This is a genomic window from Jeongeupia sp. USM3, from assembly GCF_001808185.1.
Lineage (GTDB): Bacteria > Pseudomonadota > Gammaproteobacteria > Burkholderiales > Chitinibacteraceae > Jeongeupia.
Genome location: NZ_CP017668.1, coordinates 3,037,367 through 3,061,682 on the forward strand (window position 1 = coordinate 3,037,367; position 24,316 = coordinate 3,061,682).

Below are 24,316 nucleotides of genomic sequence, written 5' to 3' on the forward strand. Positions count from 1 at the left end.
GGACTGGATTCATGCAAAGCCAAAAAATCCGTATCCGCCTGAAGGCTTTCGACTACGCGTTGATCGACCGCTCGGCCCAGGAAATCGTTGACACCGCCAAGCGTACCGGCGCCGTGGTCAAGGGCCCGGTTCCGCTGCCGACCAAGATCGAGCGTTTCGACGTGCTGCGTTCGCCGCACGTGAACAAGACCTCGCGCGATCAGTTCGAAATCCGCACCCACCTGCGCCTGATGGACATCGTCGATCCGACCGACAAGACCGTTGACGCGCTGATGAAGCTGGATCTGCCGGCTGGCGTCGACGTCGAAATCAAGCTGCAGTAATCGCGGCAATATGCCGCAAGTGCGCTAAGTGCTTGCGGCATAAGAAAAAGTCGTGCTAGTATCGCGGGCTTACCACTTTAGGGTGGTAAGCCCTTTTATTTTTTAGTTGGTTATTTGCCGATCAATCGCAATCGGCCCTGAAAAGGAAATAACTATGAGCTTAGGTCTTGTCGGTCGCAAAGTCGGCATGACCCGCGTCTTTGCCGAGGATGGTGCATCCATTCCGGTGACGGTGCTGGACATGTCCGCAAATCGCGTCACGCAAATCAAGTCCGTGGAAGCCGACGGCTACGCAGCCGTTCAGGTGACCTTTGGTGCCAAGAAGGCCAGTCGCGTCAACAAGGCGGAAGCCGGTCACTTTGCCAAGGCGGGTGTCGAAGCAGGTCTGGGGCTCGTCGAGTTCCGCGTCGCTGCCGAGAAGCTGTCCGAGCTGAAGGCTGGTGATTCGCTGTCGGTCGAGCTGTTTGCCGCTGGTCAACTGGTTGATGTCACCGGTACCTCGCAAGGTAAGGGTTTCTCGGGCGTCATCAAGCGTCACAACTTCAGTTCCAACCGCGCATCGCACGGTAACTCGCGTTCGCACAACACGCCGGGTTCGATTGGTCAGGCACAGGATCCGGGTCGTATTTTCCCGGGTAAGCGCATGGCGGGTCAGCTGGGTAACGTCAAGTCGACGGTCCAGAATCTGGAAGTCGTGCGTATCGATGCCGAGCGTCAACTGCTGCTGGTCAAGGGCGCTGTCCCTGGCTCCAAGGGCAATGACGTGGTCGTTCGTCCGAGTGTGAAGGCGGGTGCGTAATGGAACTTAAAGTCATCAATGCTAACGGCGAAGCGCAAGCCGCTGTCGCCGCATCGGATGTGCTGTTTGCCCGTGATTTCAACGAAGCGCTGGTTCACCAGGTTGTGACCGCGTACTTCGCGAATGCACGTAGCGGCAACCGCGCCCAGCTGGGTCGCGATGCAGTGCATCACTCCACCAAGAAGCCGTTCAAGCAAAAAGGTACCGGTCGTGCCCGTGCGGGTATGACTTCGTCGCCGTTGTGGCGTGGTGGTGGCCGGGCGTTCCCGAACAGCCCGGATGAGAACTTCAGCCAGAAGGTTAACCGCAAGATGTACCGCGCCGGTATTGCGACCATTCTGTCGCAACTGGTTCGCGAAGACCGTCTGATCGTGGTTGACTCGCTGTCGCTGGAAGCCCCGAAGACCAAGGCCCTGGTGCAAAAGCTGAACGCGCTGAATCTCGATTCCGTGCTGTTCATCACCAAGGAACTGGACGAGAACCTGTACCTTGCTTCGCGCAACCTGCCGCACGTGCTCGTCGTCGAGCCGAGCCAGGCTGACCCGGTGAGCCTGGTGCGCTTCAAGAAAGTCGTGCTGACCCGTGATGCGCTGGCCGCTTTTGAGGAGATGTTCGCATGACGCAATTCACCGAAAATCGTCTGCTGCAAGTGCTGCTGGCGCCGGTCGTGTCGGAAAAGACCACTCTCGTTGCTGAAAAGAACGAGCAGGTCGTGTTCCGCGTATCGACCGATGCGACCAAGGCCGAGATCAAGGCGGCTGTCGAGCTGCTGTTCAAGGTCAAGGTTGAAGGCGTGTCCGTGATCAACGTGAAGGGCAAGGGCAAGCGCTTTGGCCGTTTCGTGGGTCGCCGCAAGGACTGGAAAAAAGCTTACGTTAGCCTCGCGGCCGGTCAGGAACTTGACCTCGCGGCTGCGCAATAAGGAGACTGAAAATGGCATTGGTTAAAGTAAAACCGACGTCCGCCGGTCGCCGCGCTGTCGTCAAGGTTGTCAATCCGGATCTGCACAAGGGTGCGCCGTACGCGCCGCTGCTCGAGTCGCAAAGCAAGACCGCCGGTCGTAACAACCGCGGTGTGATCACGACCCGTCACAAGGGCGGTGGCCACAAGCAGCATTACCGCATGATCGACTTCAAGCGCAACAAGGATGGCATCGTTGCCAAGGTTGAGCGCCTGGAGTATGACCCGAACCGCACCGCGAACATCGCGCTGCTGTGCTATGCCGACGGCGAACGCCGCTACATCATCGCCCCGAAGGGCCTGAAGGCTGGCATGACCGTGGTTTCGGGCTCGGAAGCGCCGATCAAGGCCGGTAACGCCCTGCCGATCCGCAACATTCCGGTCGGTTCGACCATCCACTGCATCGAAATGCAGCCGGGCAAGGGGGCGCAGATCGCGCGTTCGGCCGGTGCTTCGGTCCAGCTGCTGGCGCGCGAAGGTGCTTACGCTCAGCTGCGTCTGCGTTCGGGCGAAATCCGCAAGGTGCATATCGATTGCCGCGCTACGCTCGGCGAAGTCGGCAACGAAGAGCACAGCCTGCGTTCGTACGGCAAGGCTGGCGCCAAGCGCTGGCTGGGTATCCGTCCGACGGTGCGTGGTACCGCGATGAACCCGATCGATCACCCGCACGGTGGTGGTGAGGGTCGTACTGGTGAAGGCCGTGTGCCGGTTAGCCCGTGGGGCCAGCCGACCAAGGGCTACCGTACTCGCAACAACAAGCGCACCGACGGCATGATCGTCCGTCGTCGTCCTGCGAACAAGGGGTAATTGAACATGTCACGTTCTGTCAAGAAGGGCCCGTTCGTTGACCTGCACCTGATCAAGAAGATCGAAGGTGCCCGCAACTCGAACGACAAGCGCCCGATCAAGACCTGGTCGCGTCGTTCCACGGTGCTGCCGGACTTCGTCGGTCTGACGATTGCCGTGCACAACGGCAAGCAGCACGTTCCGGTCTACGTGAACGAAAACATGGTTGGCCACAAGCTCGGCGAGTTCGCGCTCACCCGGACTTTCAAAGGCCATGCCGCCGATAAAAAAGCCAAGCGCTAAGGTGAAGACATGCAAGTATCCGCTGTACTGAGCAGTGCTCGTGTTTCCGCCCAAAAGGCGCGTCTGGTCGCAGACCTGGTTCGTGGCAAATCGGTGGAGCAAGCGCTGAACATTCTGGCTTTCAGCCCGAAGAAAAGTGCCGTTCTGATCAAGAAAGTGCTCGAGTCGGCAATCGCCAACGCAGAGCACAACGAGGGTGCCGACATCGACAGCCTCAAGGTCGCGACGATTTTTGTGGACAAGGGCCCGTCCCTCAAGCGCTTTACCGCACGTGCCAAGGGCCGCGGTAACCGCATCGAGAAGCAGACCTGCCACATCACGCTGACTGTCGGCGACTAAGGAGCGAATATGGGTCAGAAAATTCATCCGACGGGTTTTCGTCTCGCCGTCACCAAGAACTGGGCATCGCGTTGGTACGCCAACAGCAAGAACTTCGCCGGCATGCTTACCGCCGACATCGAAGTTCGCGAGTTTCTGAAGAAGAAGCTGGCAAATGCCTCGGTTAGCCGTGTCGTGATCGAGCGCCCGGCCAAGAATGCCCGCATTACCATTCACACCGCCCGTCCGGGCGTGGTGATCGGCAAGAAGGGCGAGGATATCGAGTCGCTGAAGAAGCAGCTGCAGAACATCCTCAAGGTGCCGGTACACGTCAACATCGAAGAAGTCCGCAAGCCGGAAATCGATGCGCAGATCATCGCCGACAGCATCGCGTCGCAGCTGGAAAAGCGCGTGATGTTCCGTCGTGCCATGAAGCGTGCGATGCAAAACGCCATGCGTCTGGGTGCCCAGGGCATCAAGATCATGTCGTCGGGCCGTCTGAACGGTATCGAAATCGCCCGTACCGAGTGGTACCGCGAAGGCCGTGTGCCGCTGCACACCCTGCGCGCGGACATCGACTACGCGACCAGCGAAGCGAAGACCACGTACGGCATCATCGGTATCAAGGTTTGGGTTTACAAAGGCGAAGTGAAGCCGGGCGAGAAGGCTGCAGAGCCGGCGCCGGAAACCCAGCGTAAAGCACGAAAGGGGCCTCGTAATGCTGCAGCCAACTAGACTCAAGTTCCGTAAAGTCCAAAAGGGTCGCAACACCGGTATCGCTACCCGCGGTAACAGCGTTGCTTTCGGTACCTTTGGTCTCAAGGCCGTCAGCCGCGGTCGTCTGACTGCACGTCAGATCGAAGCCGCCCGTCGTGCCATCACCCGCTACATCAAGCGTGGCGGCCGCGTGTGGATCCGTGCGTTCCCGGACAAGCCGATTTCGACCAAGCCGGCCGAAGTGCGGATGGGTAACGGTAAGGGTAGCCCGGAGTACTGGGTTGCTGAAATCCAGCCGGGCAAGGTCCTGTATGAACTCGACGGCGTCGCTGAAGAAGTCGCTCGCGAAGCGTTCCGCTTGGCTTCGGCCAAGCTGCCGTTCGCGACCACCTTCGTCGCTCGCCAAGTGGGGCAATGATGAAAGCTGCTGAACTGCGTCAAAAATCCGTCGAAGAGCTCAAGGTCGAGCTGACGGCGCTGCTCAAAGCCCAATTCAGCCTGCGCATGCAAAATGCGACCGGCCAACTGGCTAAAAACAGCGAAATCAACCGGGTGCGCAAGAACATTGCGCGCGTTCACACCATCCTGGCTGAGAAGGCTGCTTAATATGAGCGAAGCGAAACTCAAGCGTACGCTGACCGGCCGTATCGTCAGCGACAAAATGGACAAGACGGTTACCGTCCTGGTCGAGCATCTGGTCAAGCACCCGCTGTACGGCAAGGTCGTTCGTCGCTCCAAGAAGTACCATGCGCACGACGAAACCAACCAGTATCACGAAGGTGATCTGGTGACCATCGTCGAAGGTCGTCCGCTGTCCAAGACCAAGTCCTGGGTGGTGACCACGCTGGTTGAAAAGGCACGCGTCGTCTGATCGACGGCAGGCCGGTTTACCGGTCTTGTGCTTGCGCGGGCATTGTACGTCTTGTACAATGCCCGTTTTCCCATCTGCGGCGGTGTGTTTTGCTGTCGCGTGTTTCTCCCCCTTGCGGGGTCCAAAACTGACTGCATTGCTCGGTTTTGCCGGGCGTCTCGGCTTTGTCGAGGTTTGCGGTACAAGTTGGAGGTTGTTTTTCCATGATCCAAATGCAATCCATGTTGGAGGTTGCAGACAATACCGGTGCGCGTCACGTTATGTGCATCAAGGTATTGGGCGGCTCCAAGCGTCGCTACGCCTCGGTGGGCGACATCATCAAGGTGACCATCAAAGATGCGGCCCCGCGTGGTCGAGTCAAGAAGGGTGACGTGTACAGCGCCGTGGTGGTTCGCACCGCCAAGGGCGTGCGTCGCGCCGATGGTTCGCTGATCAAGTTCGACGGCAATGCCGCCGTTCTCCTTAACAACAAGCTTGAGCCGATCGGCACCCGTATCTTCGGGCCGGTGACGCGTGAGCTGCGCACCGAGAAGTTCATGAAGATCGTCTCGCTTGCGCCGGAAGTGCTGTAAGGAGAGATGGCATGAACAAGATTCGCAAAGGTGACGAAATCATCGTCATCACCGGCAAGGACAAGGGCAAGCGCGGTACCGTGCTGCGCGTGATCCCGACTGCTGACCAAGTCATCGTTGAAGGCATCAATGTTGCTAAGAAGCACGTGAAGCCGAACCCGATGCGCGGCCAGCAAGGTGGCATCGTCGAGAAGACCATGCCGCTGCACGTTTCGAACGTTGCGATTTTCAATGCTGCGACCGGCAAGGCTGATCGCGTGGGCTTCAAGCTGCTGGATGACGGCAAGAAGGTTCGCGTGTTCAAGTCCAGCGGCGAAGTGATTGGCGCTTAAGGGGTAAGACATGGCTCGTTTGCAAGATTTTTACAAAGAGCAGGTTGTGCCGGCGCTGATCGAGCAGTTCGGTTACAAGTCTGTGATGGAAGTGCCGCGCATCGAAAAGATCACCGTCAACATGGGTGTCGGTGAGGCGGTGGCTGACAAGAAAGTGATGGAACACGCTGTTGGCGACATGGAAAAGATCACTGGCCAGAAGGCTGTGGTCACCAAGGCCAAGAAATCCATCGCTGGCTTCAAGATTCGTGACGGTTACCCGGTTGGCTGCAAGGTAACCCTGCGTCGCGAACGCATGTTCGAGTTCTTTGATCGCCTGGTTTCGGTTGCGCTGCCGCGCGTCCGCGACTTCCGTGGTGTGCCGGCCAAGTCGTTCGACGGTCGCGGCAACTTCAACATGGGTGTGCGTGAACAGATCATTTTCCCGGAAATCGAGTACGACAAGATCGACGCGCTCCGCGGTATGAACATCACCATCACCACGACGGCGAAGACTGACGAAGAAGCGCGCGCGCTGCTGTCGGCCTTCAAGTTTCCGTTCAAGAACTGAGGCGATCATGGCAAAACTTGCACTGATTAAACGTGAAGAAAAGCGTCGCGCCGTCGTTGAGAAGTTTGCTGCCAAGCGCAATGCGCTGGTTGCAATCGCCAACGATGCCAACGCCAGCGACGAAGACCGCTTCCAGGCCCGCCTGAAGCTGCAGCAGCTGCCGCGCAACTCCAGCAAGGTCCGTTTGCATAACCGTTGCGCGCTGACCGGTCGTCCGCGCGGCGTGTACAGCAAATTTGGCCTTGGCCGTAACAAACTGCGCGAACTGGCCATGAAGGGTGAAATCCCGGGCATGGTCAAGGCCAGCTGGTAATAGGAGAACAGAAACATGGCAATGCATGATCCTATCGCCGATATGCTGACCCGTATCCGTAACGCGCAGCGTGCGGACAAGGTTTCGGTGGCGATGCCGTCTTCCAAGCTGAAGGTGGCGATTGCTAAAGTGCTGCAGGACGAGGGTTACGTTGAATCCTTCGCAGTGGCTGGTGATGTGAAGCCGACGCTGACCATCGAACTCAAATACTACGCCGGTCGTCCGGTGATCGAACGCATCGAGCGCATCTCGAAGCCGGGTCTGCGCATCTACAAGGGTGCGACCGAGATCCCGCAAGTGATGAACGGCCTCGGCGTGGCGATCCTGTCCACCTCCAAGGGTGTGATGACCGACCGCAAGGCGCGCGCCCAGGGTGTTGGCGGCGAGCTGCTCTGCGTCGTGGCATAAGGAGAGTAATCGATGTCTCGCGTAGCTAAAAATCCGGTAGCCATTCCGGCTGGCGTCGAAGTGAAGATCGACGCTCAGGAAATCGTCATCAAGGGCCCGAACGGCTCGCTGGCTCAGTCGCTGACCGGCAATGTCGACGTCAAGGTCGAAGACAATGCACTGGTGTTTGCTGCCCGCAATGGCGACAAGCAATCCCGTTCGATGTCGGGTACCCTCCGCGCACTGGTCAGCAACATGGTGACCGGCGTCTCCAAGGGCTTCGAGCGCAAGCTGACCCTGGTTGGCGTGGGTTATCGTGCCCAGGCTCAGGGCGACGTGCTCAATCTGACGCTCGGCTTCTCCCACCCGGTTGCGCACAAGATGCCGGCCGGCGTGAAGGTGGAAACGCCGTCGCAGACCGAGATCGTGCTCAAGGGTGCCGACAAGCAGGTTATTGGTCAGGTCGCAGCTGACATCCGCGCATACCGCGCGCCGGAACCGTATAAGGGTAAGGGCGTTCGTTATTCGGATGAAGTTGTTGTCCGTAAAGAAACCAAGAAGAAGTAATCGAGGCTGAATCATGGACAAGAAAGAAACTCGACTCCGCCGCGCACGCAAAACCCGTGCAAAGATTGCGGAGCTCAAGGCGGTGCGCCTGTCGGTGCATCGGACCAACAGCCATATCTATGCGCAGGTCATCGACGCAACCGGCAGCAAGGTGCTGGCCGTTGCTTCGACGCTTGAAGCCGATGTGCGCGGTCAGATCAAGAACGGCGCTTCGGTCGAAGCTGCAGCGGCTGTCGGCAAGCGTATTGCCGAGAAAGCCAAGGCTGCCGGCATCGAGAACGTTGCGTTCGATCGTTCCGGTTTCCACTATCACGGTCGCGTGAAGGCTCTGGCCGACGCGGCTCGTGAAGGCGGCCTCGTCTTCTAATTGGAGTTATCAAATGGCTAGAAACGAAGCAGAAGATCGTCAGGACGGCCTTCGCGAGAAAATGGTTGGCGTGAATCGCGTCACCAAGGTCGTGAAGGGTGGCCGGATCATGGGCTTTGCCGCACTGACCGTCGTTGGCGACGGCGATGGCGGCGTTGGCATGGGCAAGGGCAAGGCGAAGGAAGTGCCGGTTGCAGTGCAAAAAGCACTGGACGAAGCACGCCGCAAGCTGTTCAAGGCCTCGCTGAAGAACGGCACCGTGCCGCACTCGGTGATCGGCAAGCACGGTGCAACCACCGTGTTCATGCAGCCGGCGCCGGAAGGTACCGGCATCATCGCCGGCGGCCCGATGCGCGCTGTGTTCGAAGTGGCTGGTGTGCACAACATCACCGCCAAGATCCACGGTTCGACCAACCCGTACAACGTGGTTCGCGCCACGCTGGACGGCCTTGCCAAGCTGCACACCGCCGGCGACATCGCGGCGAAGCGCGGCAAGACCGTCGAAGAAATCTTCGGGGGTGAATAATGACTGACGCGAAGAAAATCAAGGTCACGCTCGTCAAGAGCCTGATCGGTCGCCTGGAAAGCCACAAGGCCTGCGCCCGTGGTCTGGGTCTGCGCAAGCTGAACAGCTCGTCGGAAGTGATCGATACCCCGGAAAACCGCGGCATGATCAACAAGATTAGCTACCTCTTGAAGGTGGAGGGCTAAATGGAACTGAATAACCTGAAACCGGGTGTTGGCGCCAAGCACGCCAAGCGCCGTGTTGGCCGCGGTATCGGCTCGGGCCTGGGCAAGACCTCGGGTCGCGGCCACAAGGGTCAGAAGTCGCGTACCGGTGGTTTCCACAAGGTCGGCTTTGAAGGCGGTCAAATGCCGCTGCAACGTCGTCTGCCGAAGCGCGGCTTCAAGTCGCTGTCGGCCGGCAAGTCGGTTGAAGTGAGCCTGGCGGACCTGAACCGTCTGCCGGTGAACGACATCGACTTCCTGACGCTGCTGCAGGCAGGTCTGGTTTCGCAGCGCGCGAACCAGGCCAAGGTCATCCTGGCTGGCAAGATCGAACGTGCGATCACTCTGAAGGGCGTTGGCGCCACCAAGGGTGCACGTGCAGCGATCGAAGCCGCTGGCGGCTCCATCGTCGAGTAACTCGGCTATTGAATAGGGCAGTAACGTGGCAAATCCCGCTCTGGCTTCTGCTGGTAGTAAGTTCGCGGATCTGAAGAAACGCATCTGGTTCTTGGTGGGTGCACTGATCGTTTATCGCATCGGTGCGCACATCCCCGTGCCGGGTATCAACCCGGTCGAACTGGCGCGTCTCTTCGAAAGTTCGCAAACCGGTCTCCTGAACATGTTCAACATGTTCTCGGGTGGCGCGCTGTCGCGCTTCACCGTGTTTGCGATCGGGATCATGCCTTACATCTCGGCTTCGATCATTCTGCAACTGGCGGCGGAAGTCTTTCCGACGCTCAAGCAGTTGAAGAAAGAGGGCGAAGCCGGTCGTCGCAAGATCACCCAGTACACGCGTTATGCGACCGTACTGCTGGCGACCGCGCAGAGCTTCGGGATTGCCATGATGCTGTTCAAGCAGCCCAACCTGGTTGTGCTGCCACAGCTGCAGTTCATCGTCATGACGGTCATCACCCTGGTGACCGGCACGATGTTTCTGATGTGGCTGGGTGAGCAGATCACCGAGCGCGGCATCGGCAACGGGATTTCGATCCTCATCTGCGCCGGTATCGCCGCAGGTGTGCCGGGTGCGATCGGCAAGACGCTGACCCTCGCCAATCAGGGGGCGCTGCCGATCATCCTGGTGCTGTTCCTGTTCGTCGGCGTGGTACTGCTGACCGCGGCGGTGGTGTTCGTCGAGCGCGGCCAGCGCAAGGTGCCGGTGCACTATGCCAAGCGCCAGGTCGGCAACCGCATCATGCAGGCGCAAAGCACGCACCTGCCGCTGAAGCTGAACATGGCCGGCGTGATTCCGCCGATCTTCGCCTCGTCGATCATCCTGTTTCCGGCGACCGTGCTGTCGTGGACTGGCAACAGCGAGAAGCTGGGGTGGTTGAAGTCGATCGGCGACATGCTGCATCCGGGCCAGCCGCTGTACGTGCTGCTCTATGCTGCTGCGATCATCTTCTTCTGCTACTTCTACACCGCGCTGGTCTTCAATCCGAAGGAAACCGCGGACAACCTGAAGAAGAGCGGGGCGATGATTCCGGGCTACCGCCCAGGCGAGCATACCGCACGCTACATCGAGAAGCTGATCCTCAAGCTGACGCTGATCGGTGCCGTGTACATCACCGTGATCTGCCTGATTCCGGAGTTCCTGATCCTGAAGTGGAACGTGCCGTTCTATTTCGGTGGAACCTCGCTGCTGATCCTGGTGGTGGTGACCATGGACTTCATGTCGCAGATGCAGTCGTACGTGCTGTCGCATCAGTATGAAGGCCTGTTGAAGAAAGCCAACTTCAAGGGTTGAGGCGCAAGCCCCGAGCTAAAAACAATGTCGAAAGAAGACGTCATTCAGATGCAGGGCGAAGTCCTGGAAACGTTGCCCAATGCAACGTTCCGGGTCAAGCTCGAAAACGGACATGTGGTCCTTGGTCATATTTCCGGCAAGATGCGTAAGCATTACATTCGCATTCTGCCCGGCGATAAGGTTACCGTAGAGCTCACGCCCTACGACCTGACCAAGGCCCGCATCGTATTCCGGGCCAAGTGAGCGCCCGGAATTTCATTTTTGACTGAAAGGAAAGACGATGAGAGTTCAAGCATCGGTCAAGAAAATCTGCCGCAACTGCAAGATCATCCGCCGCAACCGGGTTGTGCGCGTGATCTGCACCGACCCGCGGCACAAGCAACGCCAAGGTTGATTTGAGTCAATCGGCCGCAGGCGTTATAATCTGCAACTTTTTTAACCTGGGGTAAGGAAGTTATGGCCCGTATTGCTGGGGTTAACATCCCTAATCATCAGCATACTGTGATCGGCCTTCAGGCAATCTTCGGCATCGGCCGCACTCGCGCCTACGCGATCTGCGCGGCTACCGCCATCGATACTGCCAAGAAGGTCAAGGATCTCAGCGAAGCTGAACTCGACAAGCTGCGTGAAGAAATCGGCAAGTACATCGTAGAAGGTGATCTTCGCCGTGAAAACACGATGGCGATCAAGCGTCTCATGGACCTTGGCTGCTATCGCGGTTTCCGTCATCGCAAGGGCTTGCCTGTTCGCGGCCAGCGCACTCGCACCAATGCTCGTACTCGCAAGGGTCCGCGCAAGGCGATTGCTGGCAAGAAGTAATCTAAGGAATACAGAGAATGGCTAAAGCAAACACAGTGCGTGTACGGAAGAAAGTCAAAAAGAGCGTGTCGGAAGGCATCGTGCATGTGCACGCCTCCTTCAACAACACGATCATTACCATCACCGATCGCCAAGGCAATGCACTTTCTTGGGCTACCTCGGGCGGTGCTGGTTTCAAGGGCTCTCGGAAAAGTACACCCTTCGCAGCCCAGGTGGCCGCGGAGCACGCTGGTAAAGTTGCCCAAGAATATGGTGTGAAGAACCTTGAAGTTCGTATCAAGGGCCCTGGTCCGGGTCGCGAATCCGCCGTGCGTGCACTGAACGCACTCGGCTTCAAGATCACCAGCATTTCGGACGTGACGCCGGTGCCGCACAACGGCTGCCGTCCGCCGAAAAAGCGTCGTATCTAATCCCGGAGTAAGACATGGCTCGTTATATTGGACCCAAGTGCAAACTCGCACGCCGTGAGGGTACGGATCTTTTCCTCAAGAGCGCACGCCGCTCGCTCGACAGCAAGTGCAAGCTGGAACAAGCCCCAGGCCAGCATGGCGCTAACGGCAAGCAGCCGCGTCTGTCGGACTATGGCGTTCACCTGCGTGAAAAGCAGAAGATCCGCCGCATTTACGGCGTGCTGGAACGTCAGTTCCGCCGTTATTTCGAACAGGCCAGCGCTCGCAAGGGCTCCACGGGTGAAAACCTGCTGAAGCTGCTTGAGTCGCGTCTGGACAACGTCGCTTACCGTATGGGCTTCGGCTCGACTCGCGCCGAAGCTCGCCAGCTGGTTTCCCACTGCGCGCTGACCGTGAACGGTAACGTCGTCAACATCCCGTCCTTCCAGGTCAAGGCTGGCGACGTTGTCGCTATCCGCGAGAAGGCCAAGAAGCAGGTTCGTATTCAGGAAGCGCTTGCGCTGGCTGAAGGCATTGGCTTCCCGGGCTGGGTTCAGGTTGATTCCAAGAAAATGGAAGGCGTGTTCAAGAGCACGCCGGAGCGTTCCGATCTCTCCAGCGATCTCAATGAGTCGCTGGTGGTGGAATTCTACTCCAAGTAAACACTGAACCGTTTTCAGGCCAAGGGATACTGATACATGCAAAACCTCGCTAACGAGTTGCTCAAGCCGCGCATCATCGACGTGCAGGCTCAATCTTCCGCCCAGGCTCGGGTGGTGATGGAGCCGTTCGAGCGCGGTTACGGCCATACGCTCGGTAACGCCCTGCGCCGGATCCTGTTGTCGTCGATGCCGGGCTACGCCCCGACCGAGGTCAAGATCGAAGGCATCGTGCACGAATATTCCGCTCTGGATGGCGTGCAGGAAGATGTCGTCGATATCCTCTTGAACCTCAAAGGGGTCGTGCTCAAGCTGCATGGCCGTGACTCGGTCACGCTCACGCTCGTCAAGGACGGCGAGGGCGTGGTCAAGGCCGGCGATATCCAGCTGCCGCACGATGTCGAAGTCGTCAACCCCGATCACGTGGTTGCCCACCTGTCCGCAGGTGGCAAGCTGAACGTCGAAATCAAGGTCGAGAAGGGCCGTGGTTACCAGCCTGCACCGGCTCGTCTGAACAAGGACGAGAACCGGAGCATCGGTACCATCCAGCTCGACGCGTCGTTCAGCCCGATCCGTCGGGTCAGCTACCAGGTCGAAAGCGCTCGCGTCGAGCAGCGCACCGATCTGGATCGCCTGATCCTCGATATCGAGACCAACGGCGTGCTGACGCCGGAAGATGCGGTTCGCCAGGCGGCCCGCATTCTGATGGATCAGCTGTCGGTGTTCGCCGACCTCGAAGGGACGCCGGTTGAGGAAGAAAAGCCGGCTGCGCCGCAGATCGATCCGATCCTGCTGCGTCCGGTGGACGACCTCGAACTGACCGTGCGTTCGGCAAACTGCCTGAAGGCCGAGAACATCTACTACATCGGGGATCTGATCCAGCGCACCGAAACCGAGCTCTTGAAGGCGCCGAATCTGGGCCGCAAGTCCTTGAATGAAATCAAGGAAGTGCTTGCCTCGAAGGGCCTGTCGCTGGGTATGCGCCTCGAAAACTGGCCGCCGGCTGGCTTGGAAAAGCCCTGAGCGGTCAACGGAAGGAACTGACAAATGCGTCATGGTAATGGCAACCGCAAACTGAATCGTACCTCGGCTCACCGCCAAGCGCTGCTGCGCAACCTGGCGAATGCGCTGCTGCGTCACGAAGTCATCAAAACCACGCTGCCGAAGGCCAAGGAACTGCGTCGCGTCGCAGAACCGCTGATCACCCTCGGCAAGAAGCCGTCGCTGGCAAACCGTCGTCTCGCGTTCAATCGCACCCGCGATCGCGAGATGGTCGTCAAGCTGTTCGACGTGCTCGGCCCGCGCTACGCCAACCGTAATGGTGGCTACCTGCGTATCCTGAAGTGCGGTTTCCGCGATGGCGACAATGCCCCGATGGCATTCGTCGAACTCGTCGACCGCCCGGAAGAAGCCGAAGTGGTTGAAGCCGCCGAGTAATCGGTCCGGCTCTGCAGAGAGGCCAGCGCAAGCTGGCCTTTTTGTTTGTTGCTGTTCCGCGAACTTGGTCTTGCGGCGCAGTAACCGTAGACTCGTCGCATTGCGACATGAGATGCAGGTGAAGCATGGCCCGATTTGCGATCGGCGACGTTCAAGGCTGTTTCAACGAGCTGCAGCTGTTGTTGGACCGGATGGGATTCGAGGCGGGCCGGGATACGCTCTACCTGGTCGGCGATCTCGTCAACCGCGGCCCCGAGTCGGCGGCGGTGCTGCGCTGGGCCAAGACCCACGATAGTGCGGTCCGGGTCGTGCTCGGCAATCACGATCTGAGTCTGCTGGCCATGTCGGCAGGCATTGGCAGAGCCAAGCAGGGAGATACGTTCGCCGACGTACTTGGTGCGGCCGACGCGCCCGGTCTGCTCGACTGGCTGCGGCAGCAGCCGCTACTGATTGCGCTCGACGACGCGCTGATCGTGCACGCCGGTATCTGGCCGGGCTGGAACGTCGCGCAAGCGCTGGCGCTGGCGGACGAAGTGCAGCAGCAATTGAGGCTGCCGGACTGGCAGCGCGGATTGGCGGAGATGTACGGCAATCAGCCGACGCGCTGGGACGATGCGCTGCAAGGCTGGTCGAGATGGCGCTTCGTCGTCAACGCGCTGACCCGCATGCGCTTTGTCGACGATGCGGGCGCGCTGCAGCTGAAGTACAAGGGCGAGCTGGCCGATGCGCCAGCGGGCCTGCATCCGTGGTTCGACTGGCCCGGACGCGAGCCGATGCCGCGGGTCGTCTGCGGCCACTGGTCGGCACTGGGTCTGCGGCTGAGGCCGGAACTGGCGGCGCTCGATACGGGCTGCGTCTGGGGCGGCGCGTTGACCGGCATCGACCTGGACGGCGGCGCGCTGTTCCAGGTGGCGGCGCAGCGCGAATATCAGCAGGTGGGCAGCCCCTAGCGGCCGGCGACGCCGGCCTCGAATGCCTGGTGCGCGGCCTGGATGCGGGTCTGCACGTGCTGCGTCAGGCTGCGGCGATCGCTTTCCGCTGCGGGGAACGGCGCGAGAAAGCTCAGTTCGACCGTGAGGCCCTGGTGGCCGAGGATGCGCCACAGCGACTCGCCGAACGAAACCTGGTCGACGTAGGCCGCGGCGCAGCAGCGCTGGCCCTGGGCGTTGGTGTAGCGCAGGTAGACCGGCTGGACCGTTGCCTCGGCATCGATGGCCGATTGCAGCAGCGACGAACGGAACGGCAGGATGCTCGCGCCGTCGCTGGTCGTGCCTTCCGGGAAGATGGCCACGCAGTCGCCGCGCAGTAGCGAGCGGACGATCGCCCCGTTCACGCGCGCGGTATCGCGGCGCCGTTCGCGCTCGATGAACAGCGTGCGCGCACCGCAACAAAGCCGGCCGATCACCGGCCACTGGCGGATTTCAGACTTGGCGACGAACTGCGAGACCGTGACGGCGTTGAGGACGAAGATGTCGAGCCAGGAGATGTGGTTGGCCAGCAGCAGATGGTTGGCCGGGTACAGCCCGGGCGAAATGCCGTGGATCTGCACGTCGATCTGCAGTAGCGCCAGCAGTTTCTTCGACCACGCGTGGATGTAGCTGACGCGTGCCTCGTCGTCGAGACGCGGCAGGCGCCAGGAGACGGCATAGGTTGCCCGTGCTAGGTGCACGGCAAGTCGGAACAGGCGGCGAAGGCGAGTGCAGAAAAGCAACATGGACAACAGGAATGGCCGAAGCCGCTGGCGGGAAGGCTTCGGCAGTTTAGCCGCTTCACCGGGCTCGGGCCATGTCGCTATTGCCGCTGCGGAAAATTGTGTGTCCATCATGCCATTAACGGAGGAAGTGCCTGGCATAGCGCTGCTCGATGTGCTGCACCGGTAGCAGCAGGAAGAGGTCGGCAGTGTTGAAGTCCGGATCCCAGGCCGGTTCGCCGCAGATGAAGGCGCCGGCACGCAGGTAGCCGCGCAGTAGCGGCGGAACCGGGGCATCGAGCTTCTGGTTCAGCGCGGCCAGCGGCAGCGGGCAGCGCGGGAACACGCGCCATTCGACCGGCGCGAGCGCGGTCTGCGCCAGCTTGGCGTAGAGGCTTGCGGCAAGGTGGCCGCCGTCGACGAGCGACACGCTGGCACAGCCGGCGAGGTAATGGTGGCCGCGCTGGTTCATGTAGTCGGCGAGGCCGGCCCAGAGCAGCGAGATCGTCGCGCCGGTGCGGTAGTCGGGGTGGACGCAGGAGCGGCCGACCTCGACGAGCTGGTTGCGCAGGTGCGCCAGACGGGTCAGGTCGAATTCGGTATCGGAGTAATAGCTGCCGATCGTCCGGGCCTGGTGGGGCGGCAGGATGCGGTAGGTGCCGACGACCTCGCCGGTTTCGTCGTCCTGGACGACCAGATGGTCGCAATACGGATCGAACAGGTCGTGATCGATGCCGGGTTCGCGGCAGTTGAGGCGGGCGCCCATTTCACCGGCAAACACCCGGTGGCGTAGCGCCTGGGCGGCGCGGACGGTTTCGCTGTCGGTCGCGATCGTCACCGACAACTGGCGTTTGCGGGGCTTGCTGGTTGCGGTGTGCAACTGCTGCAGCATGGGTTTTCCTCCTGGTTGGTGGAGGAAAAATTAAGCGCTGCAGATGACGGAGAAATGACCGGGAGTTGAAAATGCCGTGACAGATCAGGCGTCGAGCGTCGGCACGTCGGGCTTGGCCGGATCGGCGGCCGGGATCCGGTAGCTTTCGTCGGCCCACTGGCCAAGGTCGATCAGCCGGCAGCGGCGGCTGCAGAACGGCCGGAAGGCGTTGTCGGGGCTATAGACGGCCGGTTCGCCGCATTGCGGGCAGGGAACGATGCGTTGATTCACAGATTGCAGTAACTCAGCGAGAAATCGACGTCGGCATCGACCGAGCGGGCGCGCTCGCCCGAGGTCGACGGCAACATGAAACGGATATTGATGGCGTAGCGGTTGGCCGACAGTTCGGGCACCGCGGGCAGGTCCGAGATCAGGCTGACCTTCAGCAGCTGGACCGACTTGCCGCCGGACATCTGCTGGAAATTGCCGTTCTTGGCGGTGTAGTGGCAGACCTTGGCCGAGTCGCGCAGCAGCCGCAACACGATGTCGAGCGCATGCTTGATCGGCAGCAGCGGGGTGAACCAGCGGTCGAGGTCGCCCTGGCGCCGCGGTGCGGCCTGCTGCAGCCAGTAGTGGTACGACGGCAGGTCGAACTCGCACACGCCGCCGGGAATGTTGGCGCGCTGCTTGATCGCCATCAGCCATTCGTTGTCGCGGAGGAACTGGCCGAACTTGCCGGTCATCTGCAGCAGCCGGCCGTGCGTCCCGTCGATGTCGTCGAGAATCTTTTCCAGCGCGGCTTCCGAAATCTGCGGGTTGTGCCGTAAGCCGAGCAGGGTCTGGCGCTGGCGTTCGAGTTCCTGCAGCAGATCGGACTTCAGGTCGGCGCGACTGGCCACTTCCATGATTTCGAAGATCCCCAGCAGCGCACTGTGGTGGTCGAGCGCATGCGTACCGGAAACGAAGTGCGCGGTACGGTTGTAGAGGTTTTCCAGACGCAGCAGCGTGCGGATGCGCTCATTGATGGGGAATTCGTAGCTGATCACGATGCGCTCAGCAGCAAAGATAGGTAATTCTGCAGCAAGGGGGCCATTTTGGAAACCAGTGGAATCTCATTTCTTCGTCGTAGTGGACCAGCGCAGATATTGCTGGTGCTGGTGCGCGACGGTTTCGGCCAGCTGTTCGAGCGAGCCTACGTTGTCGATCACGTCGTCGGCTTGCGCACGGCGGCGGGTGCGGTCGAGCTGGCTGGCGATGATGGCGTCGGCCAGTGCCTCGGTCATGCCAGGGCGGCCGAGCAGCCGCTGGCGCTGCATGGCGGTGTCGCAGTCGACGACCAGTGCCCGGTCGACGCGCTCGCGAAAGCCCCGGGCTTCGAACAGCAGCGGTACGGCGACCAGCGCATACGGTGTGTCGACGGGCAGCGCGGCCAGTTCGCGTTCGAGCTCGGCGAGGATGCGGGGGTGCATGATCGCCTCGAGCCGCCGTCTGGCCCCGGTGTCCTCGAACACATGCTGGCGCATCCAGTCGCGGGCCAGCGCGCCGTTGGCGTCGATCGAGCTGGGGCCGAACTGCGCCCGCACCTCGTCGAGCAGCGGGGACGGCGCTTGTGACAGCCGGTGGGCAATCGCGTCGGTGTCGATCAGCGGCACGCCGTACTGCTCGAACAGCGCACCGACGGTCGATTTGCCGCTGGCAATGCCGCCGGTCAGGCCTACTACGCGCATGTCTACCCCAGTCCGCCGAAGAGCAAGCCGCCGATCGTACCGCCCCACATCAGCGTGAGCCAGCCGGCGATGCCCAGGTAGGGGCCGAACGGTATCGGCTTGCTCCAGCCGCGTCTGGCCGCGACGACCTGGCCGATGCCGATCGCGGCGCCGGCGACCGACGACAGCAGGACGATGACCGGCAGGGCCGTCCAGCCGAACCACGCTCCGAGTGCGGCTAGCAGCTTGAAGTCGCCGTAGCCCATGCCTTCCTTGCCGGTGAGCAGCTTGAACAGCCAGAAGATGCTCCAGAGCAGCAGATAGCCAGCCACAGCGCCGATAACGGCTTGCGAGAGCGGTACGAAGGTGCCGCCGAGGTTGACCAGCAGCCCGAGCCAGACGAGCGGCAATGTGATGCTGTCCGGGAGCAGGTAGGTGTCCGCGTCGATGGCGATCAGCGCGATCAGCGCCCAGGTCAGTGCGATGCCGGCCAGTGCCGCCGGGGTCGGGCCGAAATGCAGGCCGACCCAGGCGGTCAGCACGGCGGTTGCCAGCTCGACCAGCGGATAGCGCACGCCGATCGGCGCCGAACAGGCGCTGCAGCGGCCGCGCAGCGCCAGCCAGCTGAGCACCGGGATGTTCTCGAGTGCGCCGATCTGGTGGCCGCAATGCGGGCAGCGCGAACGCGGCACCAGCAGGTTGTAGCGCGGCTTGGGGGGGCGTTCGGCGTCGAGCGGCAGGTCGACACAGCTGCACTCGTGGCGGAAATCGGCCTCGATCATCTTCGGCAGCCGGTGGATCACCACGTTGAGAAAACTGCCGACCAGCAGGCCGAGTACGAACAAAAACCCGCCGAACAAGGGCGGGCTGGTTTGCAAAAGCGCAAGCATGTCCATCAGCCGACCGCCTCGCCCATCTTGAAGATCGGCAGGTACATCGCAATCACGAGTCCGCCGATCAGCGTACCGAGCACGACCATGATGATCGGCTCCATCAGGCTCGACAGCGCTTCGACGGCGTTGTCGACCTCTTCCTCGTAGTAGTCGGCGACCTTGCCGAGCATCGCATCGAGCGCGCCGGACTCCTCGCCGATCGAGACCATCTGCAGGACCATGTTCGGGAAAACGTTGGTGTTCTGCATCGACAAGGTCAGGCTGGTGCCGGTGCTGACCTCGGTCTGGATCTGCGCCGTGGCGATCTTGTACAGGTGATTGCCGGCGGCGCCGCCGACCGATTCGAGCGAGTCGACCAGCGGGACGCCGGCGGCGAACATGGTCGACAGCGTTCGTGACCAGCGGGCAATCGTCGCGTTTTTGACGATTTCGCCGAGCACGGGCAGCTTGAGCAAGAGCCGGTCCATGAATATCTGCATCGCGACCGAACGGCGCCAGGTTTTCATGAACAGCCAGATGCCGCCGAAGATGCCGCCGAAGATCAGCCACCAGTAACTGACGAACAGGTCAGACAGCGCGATCACCATCAGCGTCGGGCCCGGCAGGTCGGCGCCGAAGCTCGAGAACAGGTCCTTGAATGCCGGGATCACGAAGATCATGATCACCGCGGTGATGACGAAGGCGGCGACGATGACCGCAGTCGGGTAGAACATCGCCGACTTGATCTTCTTTTTGACCCCGAGGATCTTTTCCTTGTACGTCGCCAGCCGTGCCAGCAGGCTGTCGAGGATGCCGGCCTGCTCGCCGGCCTGGATCAGGTTGCAGTACAGCGCATCGAAATAGGCCGGATGCTTGCGGAACGCCTGCGTCAGCGACGACCCGGTCTCGATGTCGTTCTTGATGTCCATCAGCAGCTTGGTGACCGAGGGGTTGCTGTGCCCCTTGGCCACGATATCGAACGACGTCAGCAGCGGTACGCCGGACTTGAGCATCGTAGCCAGCTGGCGGGTGAACATCGTGATGTCCTGGTCGCTGATCCGCCGGCCGCCCTTGTGACGCTGCCGCTTGATTTTCACGACATTGATGCCCTGGCGGCGCAGGTGATTCTTCAGGATCGCCTCGCCGGCGGCGCGCATCTCGCCCTTGATCAGCTTGCCGCTGCGGTCCTTGCCTTCCCAGACAAAGGTCAGCTCCTTGACCGCGGCGCCTTTCGCCTGAACTCCCATCGCACTCTCCCCCGACTGCTTGTACGTTTTATTCGTTGGTGACGGCCATGATTTCCTCGAGCGAGGTCATGCCTTGTTTGACTTTCAAGAGTCCGGATTGTCGCAGGTCGCGTACGCCCTCGCGCCTGGCCTGGTCGGCGAGGTCGATCGACGTGCCGTTTTTCATGATCAGGCGGTTCATTTCGTCCGAAATGGGCATCACCTGATAAATGCCGACCCGGCCCTTGTAGCCGGTCCCCTTGCAATGATCGCAGCCCACGGCCTTGTACGGGCGCCAGCTGCCGTCGAGCTGGGCTTCGGTGAAGCCGGCGCGCAGCAGCGCTTCGTCGGGAATGTCGGCCGGCGTCTTGCACTGCGTGCACAGCTTACGTGCCAGCCGCTGGGCGGTGATCAGGATCACCGAGCTGGCGACGTTGAACGGCGCGACGCCCATGTTCAGCAGACGGGTCAGCGTGCCGGGGGCATCGTTGGTGTGCAGCGTCGAGAACACCATGTGGCCGGTCTGCGCGGCCTTGATCGCGATGTCGGCGGTCTCGAGGTCGCGGATTTCGCCGACCATGATGATGTCCGGATCCTGGCGCAGGAAGGCCTTGAGCGCCGCCGAGAAGGTCAGTCCGGCCTTGTCGTTGACGTTGACCTGGTTGACGCCGGGCAGGTTGATTTCGGCCGGGTCCTCGGCGGTCGAGATATTGGTGCCGGGCTCGTTGAGGATGTTCAGGCAGGTGTACAGCGAGACGGTCTTGCCCGAGCCGGTCGGGCCGGTGACCAGTACCATGCCGTAGGGGCGGCTGACGGCGTCGAGCAGTGCGGCCTTCTGGTCCGGCTCGTAACCGAGCGCATCGATGCCGAGCGTCGCCGATGTCGGGTCGAGAATCCGCATGACGATCTTTTCGCCGTGCAGCGTCGGCAGCGTCGAGACACGGAAGTCGATCGCGCGGCTTTTCGACAGCACCAGCTTCATCCGGCCGTCCTGCGGGACGCGTTTTTCGGAGATGTCGAGCTTGGAGATCACCTTGATCCGCGAGGCGATCTTTTCCTTGATTGCCAGCGGCGGCTGGGCGATTTCGCGCAGGATGCCGTCCTGGCGGTAGCGGATCCGGTAGTACTTCTCGTACGGCTCGAAATGGATGTCCGACGCGCCGGCGTTGATCGCGTCGAGCAGGATTTTCTGCAGGTATTTGACGACCGGCGCGTCGTCGACGTCGATGTTCGCCGAATCGTTCTGCGGTTCGGGGTCGCCGCCGCTGATCTCGAGCTCGGACTCGTCCATCTCGAGATTCTTCAGCGTGGCGCCGGACGCCTCGAGCAACTGGTCGAGCAGTTTGACGAGCTTGTTGTCCTCGACGACGATCGGCTCGATCTGGCTGCCGGTCTGGAAGCGGACTTCCTCGGCGGCCTGCGAATTGGTGATATCGGAGACGCCGACGAAGAGCCGCGCGCCGCGCTTGAACAGCGGGACGATGCGCTGCGCCTGCATCACCTTGGTGTCGAGCATGCCCTGCGGAATGTAGCTGGGGTCGATCTGGTCGAGGTCGAGCAGCGGATAGCCGAAGGCCTGCGAGCTGAATTCGGCGACTTCCTTGGCGCTGATCTTGTTGCTTTGCAGCAGCTGGGCGATGAACGGCGTCTTGTTGGTCGCCGCGGCGCCTTGCAGCGCTTCGGCGTCGGTGTCGCTGAGTCGGCCATGCTGGACCAGCAGGCGGGCCAGGCCGGAAATCGAAGGCGTAGTGGACATGAGTATTGCGAGGACTCTTCGGTTCTAGTCTCGGACGTGCGACAGCTGCCGACGTCTCCTCGCGAAGAGTCTAGCACTGTGCGTCTGCACGGGGGCATCGACGGCGGTCACGGTCTCATCGAGGATACAAACGGACCATCCGGATGCTGCGGTCCTGGGTCTGGACGACCTCGAGCCGTTGTCCGGCGATGACCATGCAGGTGCCCGATTCGGGAATGTCCTCGAAGTATTCGAGAATCAGCCCGTTCAGCGTTTTCGGGCCGTCGGTGGGCAGGCCGAGCTTGAGCTTGCGGTTGAGGTCGCGCAGGCTCATCGTGCCGTCGAGCAGCAGGCTGCCGTCGGCCTGGCGGGCGAACTGGCCGCCGCTGGCCGGCGAATGGGTGGTGAATTCGCCGACCATCTGCTCGAGGATGTCCTCGAGCGTGACGAGGCCGAGCAGCTCGCCGTATTCGTCGACGACCAGCCCCATGCGGCGGTGGTTTTCCTGGAAGTTCTGCAGCTGCGTGAACAGCGGCGTGCCGGACGGGATGAAGTAGGGCTGGCGCATCAGCGCGCGGACCGCCGTCGCGTCGGTCTCGTCCTCGCTCAGCGAAATCAGCTTGCGGACCGGCAGGATGCCCTGGACGTTGTCCGGGTTGCCGGCATAAACCGGCAGGCGCGAATGGTGGCTGGTGAACAGCTCCTGCCGTAACTGGTCGGCCCGCATCTCTAGGTCGACCATCTCCATCTGGTGGCGCGGCGTCATCACGTCGTCGACGGTGACCTGGGCAAGCTCGAACAGGTTGAGCAGGATGGTGTGGTGCTTCTTGGCCATGAAGCGGCCGGATTCGAGCACCAGCAGCCGCAGCTCGTCCGGCGACAGCGCGGTCTGGTTGCCCTCGGGCTTGCGCAGCCGCAGCAGCCGCAGCAGTGCGGCCACGCACAGATTGACCAGCCAGACCGCCGGATAGAACACGCGCAGCAGCAGGGCGAGCGGGCCGCTGGCGAGCAGCGCGACCGGCTCCGGGTGGGTCGCGGCGATGACCTTCGGCGTCGCTTCCGAGAACACCAGGATCGCGAAGGCGGCCAGCAGCGTCGCAATGCCGAGCGCGAATTCGTTGCCGGCGAACAGCCTGGCGGTGATGATCGCCGCCAGCGTGGCCGACGCGGTATTGATGATCGTGTTGCCGAGCAGGATCACGCCGAGCAGCTTTTCGGTCTGGTTCAGCAGCTTCTGCGTCCGCAGCGCGGCGCGCTCGCCCTGCTTGACCTTGCTGGCGAGCCGGTAGCGGTTGATCGCCATCATCGCCGTCTCTGCGGCGGAAAAAAACGCCGAACTCGCCAGGCAGGCAATCAGTGCGGCGAACAGGACGGAGAGGGGGACGTCTTCCACGCGATGGGTCCGTTGGGGCGGGCGGCCCGGTCAGTATGGGCCTAGCCGGCGTGGCGCAGGACGGCCTCGGCGACGAAACGCGTGCCGGCATAGCCGAGCAGCAGCAGCACGCAGCCGCCGAGCGTGAAGCGTGCGGCGATCCGGCCGCGCCAGCCGAGCCGGTAGCGGCCGACGAGCAGCACGGCGAAGCACAGCCACGCGGTGAGCGAGAACACGATCTTGTGGCCAAGCCCCGGCGCATGGCCGTAGATGTGTTCGGCAAAGACCGCACCGGTGGCCAGCGCAACGGTCAGCATCGCAAAGCCGAAACCGACGCTGGCGAACAGCAGTCGCTCGAGCGCCAGCAGCGGCGGCAGCTGGCGGATCAGCACGTGCGCATCGGCGTGGTGCAGGCGGCGGTCGGCCAGCCGCATCAGGATCGCCGTGCCGGCGGCGTTGGCGAACAGGCCGTAGGCGAGCATCGCGGTCAGGAAGTGCAGCCGCGACACGGCGCTTTGCGGGTAGGTGAGTGCGTGTCCCGGCGGCAGCAGCAGGCTGAGGCCGAGCATCGCCGAGACGATGACCAGCAGGATGGGTTGCAGCCCTTCGAGCCGGTAGGCGAGGTGGCCGACCAGGTACAGCAGCAGTGCCAGCCATGCCGTCAGCGACAGCGCCTCGGCGGCGCCGAAGCGCAGCGGACTTTGCGCCAGATGCGGCCACAGCGACAGCCCGTGCAGCGCCAGTGCGAGCAGCAGCAGGCCCTGCTCGAGGCCGGGGCGCGGCGCCGAGGCGGCCGAAAGCCGGGAGCGGCAGAAATGCCAGCCCAGGCCAAGGTAGACGACGAGCGCGGAAGCGGCGAGCCAGGTCACGAAGCCAAATCGGGTAGAATGCGGAGATTC

Annotated in this window: 40 protein-coding genes; 30 read left to right on the forward strand and 10 right to left on the reverse strand. The window is 61.6% G+C overall.

Annotated elements, in window-relative coordinates; genetic code table 11:
• Positions 1 to 11: 11 nt before the first annotated feature.
• The 30 genes from rpsJ to BJP62_RS14460 all read left to right on the forward strand — a co-directional run bounded on the left by rpsJ (position 12) and on the right by BJP62_RS14460 (position 14,895).
• Entirely contained in the window at positions 12 to 323 is a 312-nt protein-coding gene (gene rpsJ, locus BJP62_RS14315; RefSeq protein WP_070530648.1) for a 30S ribosomal protein S10, read from the forward strand.
• A gap of 154 nt (positions 324 to 477) precedes the next feature.
• A complete protein-coding gene (rplC, locus tag BJP62_RS14320) occupies positions 478 to 1,122 on the forward strand; it encodes a 50S ribosomal protein L3 (RefSeq protein WP_070530650.1) in 645 nt (214 codons plus the stop codon).
• A complete protein-coding gene (gene rplD, locus BJP62_RS14325) occupies positions 1,122 to 1,742 on the forward strand; it encodes a 50S ribosomal protein L4 (protein ID WP_070530652.1) in 621 nt (206 codons plus the stop codon). Before rplC ends, rplD begins: the two co-directional genes overlap by 1 nt.
• The gene (rplW, locus tag BJP62_RS14330) at positions 1,739 to 2,044 is read left to right on the forward strand and encodes a 50S ribosomal protein L23 (RefSeq protein ID WP_070530654.1); all 306 of its coding nucleotides are present in this window, start codon (positions 1,739 to 1,741) and stop codon (positions 2,042 to 2,044) included. Before rplD ends, rplW begins: the two co-directional genes overlap by 4 nt.
• Positions 2,045 to 2,055: 11 nt before the next feature.
• Positions 2,056 to 2,889 carry a 50S ribosomal protein L2 gene (gene rplB / locus BJP62_RS14335; RefSeq protein WP_070530656.1) on the forward strand — a complete coding sequence of 278 codons (834 nt, stop codon included), beginning with the start codon at positions 2,056 to 2,058 and terminating at the stop codon, positions 2,887 to 2,889.
• 6 nt (positions 2,890 to 2,895) lie between these two features.
• Positions 2,896 to 3,171 (forward strand): 30S ribosomal protein S19, encoded by a 276-nt coding sequence (gene rpsS / locus BJP62_RS14340; RefSeq protein WP_070532776.1) that lies wholly within the window; start codon positions 2,896 to 2,898, stop codon positions 3,169 to 3,171.
• 9 nt (positions 3,172 to 3,180) lie between these two features.
• Positions 3,181 to 3,510, forward strand: a complete 330-nt coding sequence (gene rplV, locus BJP62_RS14345; protein WP_070530658.1) for a 50S ribosomal protein L22 — start codon at positions 3,181 to 3,183, stop codon at positions 3,508 to 3,510.
• 9 nt (positions 3,511 to 3,519) lie between these two features.
• Entirely contained in the window at positions 3,520 to 4,224 is a 705-nt protein-coding gene (gene rpsC / locus BJP62_RS14350; protein WP_070530660.1) for a 30S ribosomal protein S3, read from the forward strand.
• Positions 4,208 to 4,624, forward strand: a complete 417-nt coding sequence (rplP, locus tag BJP62_RS14355) for a 50S ribosomal protein L16 (RefSeq protein ID WP_070530662.1) — start codon at positions 4,208 to 4,210, stop codon at positions 4,622 to 4,624. The genes rpsC and rplP overlap by 17 nt, the downstream gene beginning before the upstream one ends.
• A complete protein-coding gene (rpmC, locus tag BJP62_RS14360) occupies positions 4,624 to 4,812 on the forward strand; it encodes a 50S ribosomal protein L29 (RefSeq protein ID WP_070532778.1) in 189 nt (62 codons plus the stop codon). Before rplP ends, rpmC begins: the two co-directional genes overlap by 1 nt.
• Position 4,813: 1 nt before the next feature.
• Positions 4,814 to 5,077, forward strand: coding sequence for a 30S ribosomal protein S17 (gene rpsQ, locus BJP62_RS14365; RefSeq protein WP_070530664.1), 264 nt, complete (start codon positions 4,814 to 4,816; stop codon positions 5,075 to 5,077).
• 203 nt (positions 5,078 to 5,280) lie between these two features.
• Positions 5,281 to 5,649, forward strand: a complete 369-nt coding sequence (gene rplN / locus BJP62_RS14370) for a 50S ribosomal protein L14 (RefSeq protein WP_070530665.1) — start codon at positions 5,281 to 5,283, stop codon at positions 5,647 to 5,649.
• 11 nt (positions 5,650 to 5,660) lie between these two features.
• Positions 5,661 to 5,981: a 50S ribosomal protein L24 gene (gene rplX, locus BJP62_RS14375; RefSeq protein WP_070530667.1), complete on the forward strand. Its 321-nt coding sequence runs from the start codon at positions 5,661 to 5,663 to the stop codon at positions 5,979 to 5,981.
• 10 nt (positions 5,982 to 5,991) lie between these two features.
• Positions 5,992 to 6,531, forward strand: a complete 540-nt coding sequence (gene rplE / locus BJP62_RS14380; RefSeq protein WP_070530669.1) for a 50S ribosomal protein L5 — start codon at positions 5,992 to 5,994, stop codon at positions 6,529 to 6,531.
• A 7-nt stretch (positions 6,532 to 6,538) separates the two neighbouring features.
• A complete protein-coding gene (gene rpsN, locus BJP62_RS14385; protein ID WP_070530671.1) occupies positions 6,539 to 6,844 on the forward strand; it encodes a 30S ribosomal protein S14 in 306 nt (101 codons plus the stop codon).
• Positions 6,845 to 6,859: 15 nt separating this feature from the next.
• The gene (gene rpsH / locus BJP62_RS14390; protein WP_070530673.1) at positions 6,860 to 7,252 is read left to right on the forward strand and encodes a 30S ribosomal protein S8; all 393 of its coding nucleotides are present in this window, start codon (positions 6,860 to 6,862) and stop codon (positions 7,250 to 7,252) included.
• Between the two features lie 12 nt (positions 7,253 to 7,264).
• Positions 7,265 to 7,798 carry a 50S ribosomal protein L6 gene (gene rplF, locus BJP62_RS14395; protein ID WP_070530674.1) on the forward strand — a complete coding sequence of 178 codons (534 nt, stop codon included), beginning with the start codon at positions 7,265 to 7,267 and terminating at the stop codon, positions 7,796 to 7,798.
• 13 nt (positions 7,799 to 7,811) lie between these two features.
• The gene (rplR, locus tag BJP62_RS14400) at positions 7,812 to 8,165 is read left to right on the forward strand and encodes a 50S ribosomal protein L18 (protein WP_070530676.1); all 354 of its coding nucleotides are present in this window, start codon (positions 7,812 to 7,814) and stop codon (positions 8,163 to 8,165) included.
• A gap of 13 nt (positions 8,166 to 8,178) precedes the next feature.
• On the forward strand, positions 8,179 to 8,691 hold the full coding sequence (gene rpsE / locus BJP62_RS14405) for a 30S ribosomal protein S5 (RefSeq protein WP_070530677.1): 513 nt from the start codon (positions 8,179 to 8,181) through the stop codon (positions 8,689 to 8,691).
• The gene (gene rpmD / locus BJP62_RS14410; RefSeq protein WP_070530679.1) at positions 8,691 to 8,876 is read left to right on the forward strand and encodes a 50S ribosomal protein L30; all 186 of its coding nucleotides are present in this window, start codon (positions 8,691 to 8,693) and stop codon (positions 8,874 to 8,876) included. The genes rpsE and rpmD overlap by 1 nt, the downstream gene beginning before the upstream one ends.
• The gene (gene rplO, locus BJP62_RS14415) at positions 8,877 to 9,311 is read left to right on the forward strand and encodes a 50S ribosomal protein L15 (protein WP_070530681.1); all 435 of its coding nucleotides are present in this window, start codon (positions 8,877 to 8,879) and stop codon (positions 9,309 to 9,311) included.
• A gap of 25 nt (positions 9,312 to 9,336) precedes the next feature.
• A complete protein-coding gene (gene secY / locus BJP62_RS14420; RefSeq protein WP_070530683.1) occupies positions 9,337 to 10,641 on the forward strand; it encodes a preprotein translocase subunit SecY in 1,305 nt (434 codons plus the stop codon).
• Positions 10,642 to 10,665: 24 nt separating this feature from the next.
• On the forward strand, positions 10,666 to 10,884 hold the full coding sequence (gene infA / locus BJP62_RS14425; protein WP_070530685.1) for a translation initiation factor IF-1: 219 nt from the start codon (positions 10,666 to 10,668) through the stop codon (positions 10,882 to 10,884).
• Positions 10,885 to 10,921: 37 nt separating this feature from the next.
• On the forward strand, positions 10,922 to 11,035 hold the full coding sequence (gene rpmJ, locus BJP62_RS14430) for a 50S ribosomal protein L36 (protein ID WP_018748524.1): 114 nt from the start codon (positions 10,922 to 10,924) through the stop codon (positions 11,033 to 11,035).
• A gap of 62 nt (positions 11,036 to 11,097) precedes the next feature.
• Positions 11,098 to 11,460, forward strand: a complete 363-nt coding sequence (rpsM, locus tag BJP62_RS14435) for a 30S ribosomal protein S13 (RefSeq protein ID WP_070530686.1) — start codon at positions 11,098 to 11,100, stop codon at positions 11,458 to 11,460.
• A gap of 17 nt (positions 11,461 to 11,477) precedes the next feature.
• Positions 11,478 to 11,870 carry a 30S ribosomal protein S11 gene (rpsK, locus tag BJP62_RS14440; RefSeq protein ID WP_018748522.1) on the forward strand — a complete coding sequence of 131 codons (393 nt, stop codon included), beginning with the start codon at positions 11,478 to 11,480 and terminating at the stop codon, positions 11,868 to 11,870.
• Between the two features lie 14 nt (positions 11,871 to 11,884).
• On the forward strand, positions 11,885 to 12,511 hold the full coding sequence (rpsD, locus tag BJP62_RS14445) for a 30S ribosomal protein S4 (RefSeq protein ID WP_070530688.1): 627 nt from the start codon (positions 11,885 to 11,887) through the stop codon (positions 12,509 to 12,511).
• 36 nt (positions 12,512 to 12,547) lie between these two features.
• On the forward strand, positions 12,548 to 13,531 hold the full coding sequence (locus BJP62_RS14450) for a DNA-directed RNA polymerase subunit alpha (RefSeq protein ID WP_070530689.1): 984 nt from the start codon (positions 12,548 to 12,550) through the stop codon (positions 13,529 to 13,531).
• A 24-nt stretch (positions 13,532 to 13,555) separates the two neighbouring features.
• The gene (gene rplQ / locus BJP62_RS14455; RefSeq protein WP_070530691.1) at positions 13,556 to 13,945 is read left to right on the forward strand and encodes a 50S ribosomal protein L17; all 390 of its coding nucleotides are present in this window, start codon (positions 13,556 to 13,558) and stop codon (positions 13,943 to 13,945) included.
• Between the two features lie 125 nt (positions 13,946 to 14,070).
• Complete coding sequence (locus tag BJP62_RS14460; RefSeq protein ID WP_070530693.1) at positions 14,071 to 14,895, forward strand: symmetrical bis(5'-nucleosyl)-tetraphosphatase; 825 nt, start codon at positions 14,071 to 14,073, stop codon at positions 14,893 to 14,895.
• Here the strand turns inward: BJP62_RS14460 and BJP62_RS14465 are convergent.
• The 10 genes from BJP62_RS14465 to BJP62_RS14510 form a co-directional block, all read right to left on the reverse strand.
• Positions 14,892 to 15,614 carry a 1-acyl-sn-glycerol-3-phosphate acyltransferase gene (locus BJP62_RS14465; protein WP_168163840.1) on the reverse strand — a complete coding sequence of 241 codons (723 nt, stop codon included), beginning with the start codon at positions 15,612 to 15,614 and terminating at the stop codon, positions 14,892 to 14,894. The genes BJP62_RS14460 and BJP62_RS14465 overlap by 4 nt on opposite strands.
• A gap of 160 nt (positions 15,615 to 15,774) precedes the next feature.
• Positions 15,775 to 16,527 carry a GNAT family N-acetyltransferase gene (locus tag BJP62_RS14470; protein WP_070530697.1) on the reverse strand — a complete coding sequence of 251 codons (753 nt, stop codon included), beginning with the start codon at positions 16,525 to 16,527 and terminating at the stop codon, positions 15,775 to 15,777.
• 84 nt (positions 16,528 to 16,611) lie between these two features.
• Positions 16,612 to 16,797, reverse strand: a complete 186-nt coding sequence (locus tag BJP62_RS14475; protein WP_145927214.1) for a DNA gyrase inhibitor YacG — start codon at positions 16,795 to 16,797, stop codon at positions 16,612 to 16,614.
• A complete protein-coding gene (gene zapD, locus BJP62_RS14480; RefSeq protein WP_070530698.1) occupies positions 16,794 to 17,552 on the reverse strand; it encodes a cell division protein ZapD in 759 nt (252 codons plus the stop codon). Before zapD ends, BJP62_RS14475 begins: the two co-directional genes overlap by 4 nt.
• A 66-nt stretch (positions 17,553 to 17,618) precedes the next feature.
• Positions 17,619 to 18,233 carry a dephospho-CoA kinase gene (gene coaE / locus BJP62_RS14485; protein WP_070530700.1) on the reverse strand — a complete coding sequence of 205 codons (615 nt, stop codon included), beginning with the start codon at positions 18,231 to 18,233 and terminating at the stop codon, positions 17,619 to 17,621.
• A gap of 2 nt (positions 18,234 to 18,235) precedes the next feature.
• Positions 18,236 to 19,102, reverse strand: coding sequence for an A24 family peptidase (locus tag BJP62_RS14490; RefSeq protein WP_070532784.1), 867 nt, complete (start codon positions 19,100 to 19,102; stop codon positions 18,236 to 18,238).
• A 5-nt stretch (positions 19,103 to 19,107) separates the two neighbouring features.
• Positions 19,108 to 20,331 carry a type II secretion system F family protein gene (locus tag BJP62_RS14495; RefSeq protein ID WP_070530702.1) on the reverse strand — a complete coding sequence of 408 codons (1,224 nt, stop codon included), beginning with the start codon at positions 20,329 to 20,331 and terminating at the stop codon, positions 19,108 to 19,110.
• Between the two features lie 28 nt (positions 20,332 to 20,359).
• A complete protein-coding gene (gene pilB, locus BJP62_RS14500; RefSeq protein ID WP_070530704.1) occupies positions 20,360 to 22,066 on the reverse strand; it encodes a type IV-A pilus assembly ATPase PilB in 1,707 nt (568 codons plus the stop codon).
• A 115-nt stretch (positions 22,067 to 22,181) separates the two neighbouring features.
• A complete protein-coding gene (locus tag BJP62_RS14505) occupies positions 22,182 to 23,438 on the reverse strand; it encodes an HlyC/CorC family transporter (protein WP_070530706.1) in 1,257 nt (418 codons plus the stop codon).
• Between the two features lie 41 nt (positions 23,439 to 23,479).
• On the reverse strand, positions 23,480 to 24,286 hold the full coding sequence (locus BJP62_RS14510) for an inner membrane protein YpjD (RefSeq protein ID WP_070530707.1): 807 nt from the start codon (positions 24,284 to 24,286) through the stop codon (positions 23,480 to 23,482).
• Between the last annotated feature and the right edge of the window lie 30 nt (positions 24,287 to 24,316).